The 10569-nt window shown below is 43.2% G+C and carries 11 protein-coding genes and 1 riboswitch; of the genes, 10 read left to right on the forward strand and 1 reads right to left on the reverse strand.

Going from position 1 to position 10569, the window contains the following annotated elements; genetic code table 11:
- The first annotated feature begins 113 nt into the window (after window positions 1–113).
- On the forward strand, window positions 114–962 hold the full coding sequence (locus tag KGZ89_04555; GenBank protein MBS3974120.1) for an ABC transporter ATP-binding protein: 849 nt from the start codon (window positions 114–116) through the stop codon (window positions 960–962).
- Window positions 959–1669: an ABC transporter permease gene (locus tag KGZ89_04560; protein MBS3974121.1), complete on the forward strand. Its 711-nt coding sequence runs from the start codon at window positions 959–961 to the stop codon at window positions 1667–1669. The genes KGZ89_04555 and KGZ89_04560 overlap by 4 nt, the downstream gene beginning before the upstream one ends.
- A 65-nt stretch (window positions 1670–1734) precedes the next feature.
- Window positions 1735–1824, forward strand: a riboswitch (cyclic di-GMP riboswitch).
- 145 nt (window positions 1825–1969) lie between these two features.
- Here KGZ89_04560 and KGZ89_04565 read toward each other — a convergent pair.
- A complete protein-coding gene (locus tag KGZ89_04565; protein MBS3974122.1) occupies window positions 1970–2296 on the reverse strand; it encodes a helix-turn-helix transcriptional regulator in 327 nt (108 codons plus the stop codon).
- Window positions 2297–2855: 559 nt separating this feature from the next.
- Between KGZ89_04565 and KGZ89_04570 the strand changes: the two genes are divergently transcribed.
- The 8 genes from KGZ89_04570 to KGZ89_04605 form a co-directional block, all read left to right on the forward strand.
- Window positions 2856–3272: a sigma-70 family RNA polymerase sigma factor gene (locus KGZ89_04570; protein MBS3974123.1), complete on the forward strand. Its 417-nt coding sequence runs from the start codon at window positions 2856–2858 to the stop codon at window positions 3270–3272.
- A gap of 560 nt (window positions 3273–3832) precedes the next feature.
- The gene (locus KGZ89_04575) at window positions 3833–4537 is read left to right on the forward strand and encodes a recombinase family protein (GenBank protein MBS3974124.1); all 705 of its coding nucleotides are present in this window, start codon (window positions 3833–3835) and stop codon (window positions 4535–4537) included.
- A gap of 19 nt (window positions 4538–4556) precedes the next feature.
- Window positions 4557–4718 carry a hypothetical protein gene (locus KGZ89_04580; GenBank protein ID MBS3974125.1) on the forward strand — a complete coding sequence of 54 codons (162 nt, stop codon included), beginning with the start codon at window positions 4557–4559 and terminating at the stop codon, window positions 4716–4718.
- 80 nt (window positions 4719–4798) lie between these two features.
- Window positions 4799–6430: a recombinase family protein gene (locus KGZ89_04585; GenBank protein MBS3974126.1), complete on the forward strand. Its 1632-nt coding sequence runs from the start codon at window positions 4799–4801 to the stop codon at window positions 6428–6430.
- The gene (locus tag KGZ89_04590; protein ID MBS3974127.1) at window positions 6399–7298 is read left to right on the forward strand and encodes a recombinase family protein; all 900 of its coding nucleotides are present in this window, start codon (window positions 6399–6401) and stop codon (window positions 7296–7298) included. The genes KGZ89_04585 and KGZ89_04590 overlap by 32 nt, the downstream gene beginning before the upstream one ends.
- Window positions 7299–7319: 21 nt before the next feature.
- Window positions 7320–8975 carry a recombinase family protein gene (locus KGZ89_04595; protein ID MBS3974128.1) on the forward strand — a complete coding sequence of 552 codons (1656 nt, stop codon included), beginning with the start codon at window positions 7320–7322 and terminating at the stop codon, window positions 8973–8975.
- Window positions 8976–9202: 227 nt separating this feature from the next.
- On the forward strand, window positions 9203–9409 hold the full coding sequence (locus KGZ89_04600; protein ID MBS3974129.1) for a helix-turn-helix transcriptional regulator: 207 nt from the start codon (window positions 9203–9205) through the stop codon (window positions 9407–9409).
- 75 nt (window positions 9410–9484) lie between these two features.
- Window positions 9485–10569, forward strand: a 1085-nt coding sequence (locus tag KGZ89_04605) for a phosphoadenosine phosphosulfate reductase family protein (GenBank protein MBS3974130.1), incomplete at its 3' end; no start/stop codon positions are given.

Below are 10569 nucleotides of genomic sequence, written 5' to 3' on the forward strand. Positions count from 1 at the left end.
TTTATTCAACCCTGAAATAGCTCTTTTTACAGAAAATATAATGCTTTAGGCTGCAGTTTGTTTTATTCTGAGGCTGCACAAATTAAAACATACGGCTATCGGGAGGAATAAAGATGGAAAATATAATTGAAGTGAAATCGTTGATGAAAATGTTTGCCAACCAGACTGCGATAGAGGATGTAACCTTTAATGTCAAGAAGGGAGAAATTTTTGGTTTTCTGGGACCGAGTGGCTCAGGGAAAACAACGACCATAAAAATTTTAACCGATCAATTATTTCCGACGGACGGAATAGCTAATGTATTTGGCGTCCCGTCCATTTCGTTAAGGAAAAAGGGATATCGAAAAAAAATCGGTGTTCTTACAGATAACAGCGGTTTATACGAACGATTAACCGTCTACGATAATTTGAAGCTATATTGTCAGCTATACGATGTTTCATTAAAAAAAATCTCAGAAGTATTGGAAATGGTGAATTTACAGCATGAACAAAAGAAAGTTGTCTCAAAACTTTCTAGGGGTATGCTACAGCGTGTTACGTTGGCACGAACTTTTTTGCATGAACCGGAACTATTATTTTTGGATGAACCGACATCCGCCCTTGATCCGGTAAATTCCAAGCACATTCATGATGGTTTGCGCCAATTAAATGCTAAAGGCACAACGATTTTTTTAACAACACATGATATGAACGAAGCAGAATTATTGTGCCATCGTGTTGCTTTTTTAAATAAGGGAAAAGTTCAATTGCTTGATGAACCCAAAAAACTACGCAGAAAATTCTCAGATTCTACGATGACTGTTGAGTTAACCGATGAAAGAAAGATTATATTACACAATGATCCTGAAGGTGCAAAAGAGCTATATTCCTATATGTCTGCCGGACAAATTGTATCTATTTATTCAAACGAGCCGACATTGGGGGATATTTTTGTAGAAGTGACAGGGAGGAAATTATTATGACATTTTCTTTAAAAAGAGTGTATGCCATTTTTGAAAAGGATATAAAGGACTTATCAAAAAATATGTTTGTATTAACCACTGTGATAATGCCATTACTCTTGGCCATACTTTTTGGGAGGGCAAAAGAGCCATCGATCGAGATACACTATTTGGTAATCAATCTAGCGTTTACTGCAGTTGCGGCATTCGTTCAATGTGCATTAATTGCAGAGGAAAAGGAAAAGAATACGTTGCGTGGGCTGATACTATCACCGGCAAGCACATTTGAAATCCTGAGTGGAAAAAGTTTGCTGAGCATTGTTTTAACAGTAATAACCGTAACAATTTCTGCTATACTCACAGGCTACGAACCTGCTAATTTCTTAATTGTAGGCCTTGCAATTTTAGTCTCCATCTTTTTCTATATTGCACTCGGAACATTACTTGGTCTTTTAACAAAATCGGTGATGGAAGCATCACTAATTATACTTCCGATAATATTCTTATTTGGATTCGGGACAGTTCTTAAGGCTTTAATGGCAGAGTACCCACAACTATCATTCGTAAAATATCTGCCAAACATCCAACTTGAACTTTTAGCCACGGAAGTACAAAATGGGGCAGGAATTACTGATATCTGGGCACAGTTAGCAGTTATTGCAGTTTGGGTTGTCAGCGCATGTGCACTCGTTGTGGTGACCTATAAAAAACGTGCTATAGATGAATAAAACCATCGTATAACCCAAGATAAAGCCAATTATACAGAGATTTAAATATTTGAAATTAAAACTAAATATTGTATGGGCAAACCTGTTTAAAGACAGGGACGCAAAGCCATAGGGTCTAAGGTACTGATAAGCACTATGATAGCCTGGCTGCCGCATTGATTGTGTCAAAAACCTGCCCTTTTTTGCGGCAGGTTTTTTAATCTTAGAAGATAGATGAACATTCAAAATAAAATAACGATTTAGCATTGGCTAAGGTGTTAGGGACATCTGAAAAGAGCTTATTTAATGGAAGTTCTATTATTATTTATTTTCCAGCAATGCCTTTATTGTTGCGGTTGCGACCTTAAGTTCTCGATCATCACACAAATATAACAACCGTACGACTTGTTCAGCCTTGGTGTCGGCATGCTGGTTTTCCGGGTAAAAGATTGTATCGGCAGATATGCCTAACTCTCGGACAAGCCGAAACAGGACATCGTAACTTGGTTTCTTATTTTCATTCTCAATTGACATAAGATAGCGGGGAGTTATGCCTATGATTTCAGCTAACTGCTCTCGTGTAAATCCTTTTGCTTTTCGGGCAGTTTTTAAGATACTGCCAAGTCTATCAAAATTATTAAGTTCCATTAGTTCACCTCCAATAACAGTTTATAGTTCCTATTTGGATGGTGAAACGATTTGACAGAGCTATATAAACAGGAATAATTGGTACGCATTAATACAAAGAGCTTTATCTATGTGCCTTATAAAGAGTTAAAAAAGATAACATGCAACCCGCCCAACAAAAAAAAGTGAGTTTGGCGGGGAGTTTTTTCATGCCCGATAAGTCTAACCCCCCAAACTCGCAAGTTTGGAGGGGATTTTTATATTCACTCAGTATGCTGCATTAAATATTCAACGGCCGCTATTGAATAGCGGCCGAGCGTAATAAAGCTGACAAAACTTTATTCGACTCAGTAAACACTAGACACTATAAAGAAAATCTATTTTGGATAAGGGGAGAGTACGGCCGGCAAGTAGAACTATCAGAACTTAAAAATAAGATATATAAATTCTTAAACGCACATTTGAACTGTATTCAAGTGAGCGTTTTTTGTCGTATAAAAGGGAATTGTGTTGACTGCCGTTCTCCTCCGCTTGTTCTTCATTTTCGGATTTTCAAATTCACGAAATGGAGGACAAGCTCATGGATAACAATGTTAATAATTATTCCTTGCTCGTTAGGGGCAAGCGCATCTCTGTGACCAAAGAGGTCTATAAAGCATATTACCAATGCCGAGACAGGGAAAAGTACCTGGACAAGCTTGCGGAGGCAAACAATATCTCGATTGAAAGCTGCAGCGTGAGAGGCATTTCCGTAGAATACATAATCTCTGCTGCAGAGGATTCCATGGAGGATAAGATCATAACCGAGATGTTGATCGTAAAGCTGCGCCAATGCGTCAAAATGCTAGATGAATCTGAAAGAATGCTCATCGCAGCGCTTTATCTTCAGGGTAAAAGCGAGCGTCAGCTGTCTAAGGAAAGCGGTATTCCCGCGATGACAATACATGACCGCAAGAGCAGGATTCTTAAGAAACTAAAAAAAATGATGGAAAAATAAAAAGTTTTTCCGTGCACCCCCTCACTTTTTTCCCTAAAGAAGTGAGGGGATTTTTTTATTCCCCTGTTGTTCTTTGAAAATTTTATATCCGACAGCATAAATACATGAGCTGTCCAGCTGTGTGAAAAGCGGCAGCGACGTTGATGGGCGCGCCAAGACTGCCTGCGGATAAATTTTATCCGTCGAACCGATGGCATCGAAGGTGACGAGCGGGAACGCCCGGTCATAAAACAGTCTATGGTGGACTGTTTCGCAATGAAATGGACAGTGATAATGCTACTTCCGCCTAGCCACAGACTCAAGCAATGGGGGCGGCTTCCAGAGATCCTGGGAGAGGTGAGATTCCTATGAGGTTTGCTGACCACAAACCGTTTATGTTGTTGCCCTATAAGCCGCAAGGGTTTTTCGCTTCGGGAACTAGTGTCGAATAGAAGCGACAATTCGTAATGAAGAACAAGCAGATCATTTTTTGATCTTGGAAACTATGCGGCAGGGCGGTTTTTTTCCGTCCTGCCGTATCCTTCTGAGATTAAATTCAAAATATCAGGGAGGAAAACGAAATGAAAAAGGAAGCATTGTCTCAATTGCTGAGGAAGGAACTAATCATCGGATATGTATACGGTCTTGACGGAGAATGTCAGGAATACTATTTTGAGAAATCTCCATTCAATATTGCGAGCTTTATCATGCTGAAAAAGAAGCAAGCAGATAAGATGCTTCTGACGGATACGATGGACAGATTGCTGCTGGACACCTTCGGCGAATTTATCAACTGCTGCCCGGATCAGAGGCTTCTGCAGGAGATCATAAAGGAGCTGGTACCCATGCAGCTGGGCGAAAAGGAGCCTGCAAATATTCAGATTGTGAGAGTTGATGAGGCTCTTGAGTTTTTAAGTTATAGAAGCCAGAAGCGAGCATGGATTTACTGCAGGATTGACGCACCGGAGGATGCCCACGGTGTCCTGAAAGGCCAGAAGAGGGAGCTCATGGATTACGCCGAGCAGATGGGATTTATAGTCGTTGGTGAATCTGTGGATATAGGAGGCGGTCTGGATTCTGACCGCCCCGGTCTTGCAGAGGTCATGAAGGCTGTCGATGATGGCAGAATGGATGTATTGCTTGTAAAGAAGGTAGACCGCCTGGGGCGGGATACGGCAAAATTGCTGGATTTTTTACGAGGTCTGGATCAGCTGGGCGTGGAGCTTTATTCGCCGTTGGAGGGTCAAATCCAATTGGATTATCGAAGCCCTTCCCTTTCTTTGTAATGAAGGGAGGGCGAGCAATATGTCAAAAAATCAGGCAGCCAACGAAGTGAAGTATAAGGTAGCGGTAAAGCTGTTGGATATCATGCTCCGAAATGGACTTATCTCCCCTGACGAGTACAAAAAAATCGATGAATTGAACCGTCAAACCTTCACGCCGGAGCTTTCCAAGGTATATGCGTAAAAACACCTGGATATCTCAAAGCTTGTGTGGTATTGTGTGTTGCTAACAGGAGTCAAAAACAAGAGAAAGGAGAAAAAACCATGGCAAAAAAGATAACAAAAATTGATCCTGTCAAGCAGCAGGTCGTCCGGCAATTACAGCCGAAAAAGCGGGTTTGCGCCTATTGCCGGGTAAGCACCGACTCCCGTGAGCAGCAGAATTCCTTTACCGCACAGCTTGAATACTACACCGCCTTGATTGAAAATCAAGAGGACTGGCAGTTTGCCGGAATTTACGCCGATGAAGCAAGAAGCGGAACAAAGCTTGCAAAAAGAGATGACTTCTTGAGGATGCTAAAGGACTGTGAGGACGGCAAAATTGATATGATCATCACCAAATCCTTAACCCGCTTTGCTAGAAATACGGTGGACAGCATTGAGGCAATCCGCCGTTTGAAGGGGCTTGGCGTCGCCGTCTATTTTGAAAAGGAGCATATCGACAGCCTGTCAGAGAAAAGCGAGCTGATGCTGACCATTTTAAGCTCTCTGGCACAGGGCGAATCTGAAAGCATCTCCACCAACAGCAAATGGGCGGTGATCAAACGCTTTCAGGACGGTACCTTTATCCTCGGCACTCCCGCTTACGGCTATACCAAGGATGAAAACGGCGAACTGATAATTCAGGAGGAAGAAGCCGCAGTAGTCCGACGCATTTTCCGCGAATACTTAAACGGCAAGGGCACTTATGCAATCGCCAAGGATTTTTCGGACGGAGGAATCCCGACCATACGCTCGGCTGAGAAATGGAATGACGGCGTGATTAAGGAAATACTGCTGAATCCTATTTACGCAGGCAATCTGCTTCATCAGAAAACCATGACCACAGAGGTACTGCCCTTTAAACGGCAGAGAAACAAGGGCCAGCTTCCTCAGTACCTGGTTGAGGATAATCATGCTCCCATTATTTCGCATGAGCAGGCGGAGGCGGTCAAGGAAATCTTTGAATACCGCAGAAAGCAGATGGGTGTGGACGATACGAGTAAATACCAAAGCCGGTATGCCTTCAGCAGTAAAATCCTCTGCGACGAATGCGGGGGTATGTTCCGGAGGCAGAAAATCTACATCGGCAAACCCTATGAGAAAATCCAATGGTGCTGTCGCCAGCATATTCTGGATAACACCAAATGCAGCCAAAAGGCAATCCGGGAGGATGACGTTCAATGGGCTTTCACTGTCATGTGGAATAAGCTCGTAAGTAATTATACAGAAATCCTCACTCCCCTGCTGGATACGCTTAAAAAGCTCCGGATGGATGAACAGCAGGAGCAGGAAATCGGGGAATGCAGTAACAAAATCATGGAGCTTACAGAGCAAGGTCATATACTCAGCAGACTGGTATCAAAGGGATATGTTGATCCTGCAGTGTTTATAGAGCGGCAAAATGCCCTGACCATAGAGCTTGCCGCTGTGAAAAAGAAAAGGAGCCAGCTTCTGGACAACAACGGCTTTGACCAAGAAATCGCCGGAACAGAGCAGCTGCTGGAGTTAATCAGAAACAATCCTCACGTTATTGAAGAATACCGTGAGGATTTATTTTTACAGGCGATAGGCAAGGTTATCGTACAGAAAAATGGACAAATCACCTTCCGGCTCATCAACCGGCTGGAGCTGTCCGAACCCTGCAGGAAGGAGGCGATAGAGGATGATGCAAAGGCACATGCCCATAGGATATAAGCTGGTAGAGGGTAAAATACAGCTGGATGAACCAAAGGCGGCTGTTGTAAAAAAGATATTTGCAGACTATCTGTCCGGTACTTCCACCTCTGCCCTCGCAAAACTGCTGACCGAAATGGGCTTTCCAAACGCCAACAACAAAGCCTCCTGGAACCACGGCTCTATCGGCAAGATACTGGAGAATGTCAAATACCTTGGGGATGAGTTCTATCCGCAGATGATTAGCACCGAGCTTTTTGAGCAGGTGCAGAAACGCCGCAAGGAACGCTGTGAACAGCTGGGGCGAAGCATCCAGCCAAACAGTGCGAACCGCCAATACCCATTCACCGGAAAGCTCCGATGCGGAGAATGCGGCGAGGTTTACCGCAAATACATAGAGCACTGCGGCAGAACGTCGGAAAAGTCCTTCTGGAAGTGCAAGAGGTATATTTACAAGAACCGAGTGTGCTGCCGATGCGGTTTCCTCACGGATGAACAGATTGAAAAGGCCTTCCTCGAGGCAGTCAATAGGATTTTGGCAAGGATACAAATCCTCGACCGGAAGACCAAGAAAGAGCCAATTCCCAATAACCCTGAATTTAATAGATTGGATCAGCGCATTAAGGAGCTGGAAGCAGAAGGGCGATATTCGTCCAATGAACTTCCGGCTCTTATTTTTAAGCGGGCACAGGCCCTTTATAAAACAGCAAGAATCGATGACGCCGAATATAACACCGAAAAGATGAAGCAGGCGTTTTCAGGCAGAGAGCCTCTCACAGAATTCGATGAGGAACTGTTTCTGACGGTGATAAAGCAAATCACGGTATACGCCGACCATCGGCTGGTGTTTGAATTTATAAACGGATTAACCATGGAAGCCAAATACTAAACCAAGGAAGGAGAAACAATGATGCAGACAGCGACAGCAAAAAAGAAAAGCATATCTATGATACCCTCCAAGCCGGAGTATGACAGAAGTATAAAGCCCCAATTTAAAGCCCTGCGGGTTGCAGCATACTGCCGCGTCAGCACCACGCTGGAGCAGCAGGAAACCAGCTATGAAGCCCAGGTATCCTACTATACCGAAAAAATCAAGAGTAATCCCAACTGGAAGCTTGCAGGTATCTACGCCGATGACGGGAAGAGCGCTACAAATACCAAAAAGCGTGACGACTTCAACGCCATGATCGAGGACTGCATGGCCGGAAAAATTGACATGGTCATCACCAAGTCGGTCAGCCGTTTCGCGAGAAACACGGTAGACAGCCTCCAGAACATCCGCAAGCTCAAGGAAAAGAACGTCGCCGTATTCTTCGAAAAAGAGGGCGTGAACACCCTGGAGGGTACAGGCGAGCTTTTAATCACCATCCTGAGCAGCCAGGCGCAGGAGGAAAGCCGGAACTTAAGTGAAAACACCCGGTGGGGTCTTGTCAGACGGTTTGAGAATGGCATCGTCTCGGTCAACCACAATAAGTTTTTAGGCTACACAAAGGATAAGAACGGCGAACTAGTCATCGTACCGGAGGAAGCGGAGTTGGTCAGACGTATTTTCCGCCTCTACCTTGAAGGGAGCAGTATCATACAGATTACAAAGATATTAGAATCGGAAGGTATCACCACCGTCACAGGAAAGAGCCAGTGGTGTCCAGGCGTCATCGACAAGATGCTGAGCAATGAAAAATATATGGGCGACGTCCTTCAACAGAAAACATATACCATTGATTTTCTCACCAAAAAGCGGGTGAAGAACAAAGGCATCGTCCCCCAGTATTACATAGAGGATGACCATGAAGCCATTATCCCCAAGGACCTTTATTATCAGGTGCAAGAGGAAAAAGCAAGACGTGCAAGCCTTAGCAAAACTGCGGCAGCCCGAAGGGCAAAGCAAGACAAGGAAAAAAGCAAATACAGCTCCAAATTCGCATTAAGTGACATTATGGTATGCAAGGAATGCGGCCAGCCTTACCGCAGGCAGGTATGGTCTAAATACGGCCAGAAAAGCGCTGTATGGCGATGTGAGAACCGCCTGAAGAACGGAACCAAGAACTGCAAGCACTCCCCTACGTTCAAAGAGGAAATCCTGCATGAAGCAATAATGACAGCCATTAACAGCGTCGTGGAAAATCGCGGCGAGTTTGTAGGCGCCTTCCGGGAGAACGTCATACGGGTCATCGGAAGCTACTCGACTAAGAATGTGCCCACAGAATATGACAGGCAGATAGAAAAGCTCCAGGGTGAAATGCTGGCACTGATAGAGGAAAATGCCAAGCAAGGCTCCATAACAGAGGATTTTGATGAGAAATATAGGACAATTTCGGAGCAGATTAACGACCTGAAGCAGAAAAAGCTGGAGCTGGTGAGGGAGCAGAAAATGGCAGCGAATTTTCAGCAGAGGCTGGATGATATGGATGCCTGCCTGAAGAAAACCACCTGCGAGGTTAGGGAATTTGACAATGATTTGGTCAGGAGGCTCCTGCAGAGCATAAAGGCCGTAAAAGACGATCTGATAGAGATCCAATTCAAATCCGGAATCGTGATGAACCAAAGGGTTTCATACTTCGATTAAAAAAGAGGTGGGGCAGCTGACAAGCTGTTCCTGCCTGAAAATAGTATCTGTTAAGACTAAAACTCTCAATACTGCTGAGGGTTTTAGTGTTGGCAGGTTCATGAAAAACATTTTATTTGGACATAAGATTTGCATAGATATGGTTAAAAAATGCAGCCATATCTATTTATTATTCGACTAATATCTGTTATAATATTCCTTGTAATTTTGTATAAGGAGCGCATGTGATGTCGATACATTGCAGATTATCCGTGCTGATGGGTGAAAAAAGATACAAAATAAAAGATGTGCATGAGAAAACAGGGCTTGCGAGAACTACAATCTCAAACCTATATCATGACAAGATGGAGCGGGTTGATTACGAAACGCTTAATAAGCTTTGTGAATTATTCGAATGTAGTGCTGGTGATATTTTAGAGTACAAAAGAGACTAAGATTTATTCGATTTACTGTCCGTTTTATGGTACAGCGAATCTGATATAATAGAGAAAGTAAGGGGGTGTTTTGTTATGTGGTGTAAGATTTGTAGCAGGGAAACTAATAGTGAAACCTGCGAGCTTTGCGGTAATGCCACTGAACAGGATATTCCTATCATGGTCTATTGGTGTAATGACTGCAAGACGCCAATCATAAAATCAGTAAACAGAATTGACAAAAATATATGTCCTTTGTGCGGAAAAGAAACTTCTTATTTATGTGCGGATTTACGCCCGGTATTCCCTGAGGAACGCCTTCTGATTGAAATATTAACTGCAAAGCCACTTGAATACATAAATAAAACTGTTTGGGCTGCAGATAACCGTTATTACATTGACGGTGAATCTAAGATGATCCCAATCAGTGCCTATAAAAAGCGTTCTGCAGACAAAATTGTGGAACAGCTTGAAAAATACAAAGATCAGAACAGTTATGACTTTTTCAATCAAACTATAGATAAGTTTATAAAAGCAAACACAGAAAGACTGAATTACATCTTTGATGAGGCAACAGAATTTATAAGGGACACCGCAAAAGCATATCCGAGTGAGAATATAGTAATCTCGTTTTCAGGTGGCAAGGATTCAACTGTCACCGCCGATTTAACTGTACGGGCTTTAAGTAATCCGAGCTTAGTACATATCTTCGGCGATACTACCCTTGAATTTCCCTTGACTATCGAATATGCTAAGCGATTTAGGGAAAACAATCCCAAAGCCATATTTAAGACGGCAAAAAACAAGGAACAAGACTTTTATGAGGTTTGTGAGGACATTGGTCCCCCTGCCCGCATGCTTCGCTGGTGCTGCTCTATGTTTAAGACAGGACCAATTACTCGTGTACTGAACAGTCTGTATCGTGACATGGATATTTTAACTTTTTACGGCATTCGCAAAAACGAATCCGTAAGTCGCAGTAAGTATAACCGAGTAGAGAATAATGCCGAATCAGTAAAGATACAAAAGCAAAAGGTTGCATCCCCAATTTTCCATTGGAAAGATATCGATGTTTGGCTCTACATATTAGGTGAAGGCATAGATTTCAACGATGCTTACAGGCTTGGCTATGACCGGGTAGGATGTTGGTGTTGCCCGAACAATAATGAAAGAGCACAACT

It is taken from the genome of Actinomycetota bacterium (genome assembly GCA_018334075.1).
Classification (GTDB): Bacteria; Actinomycetota; Coriobacteriia; order Anaerosomatales; family UBA912; genus JAGXSC01.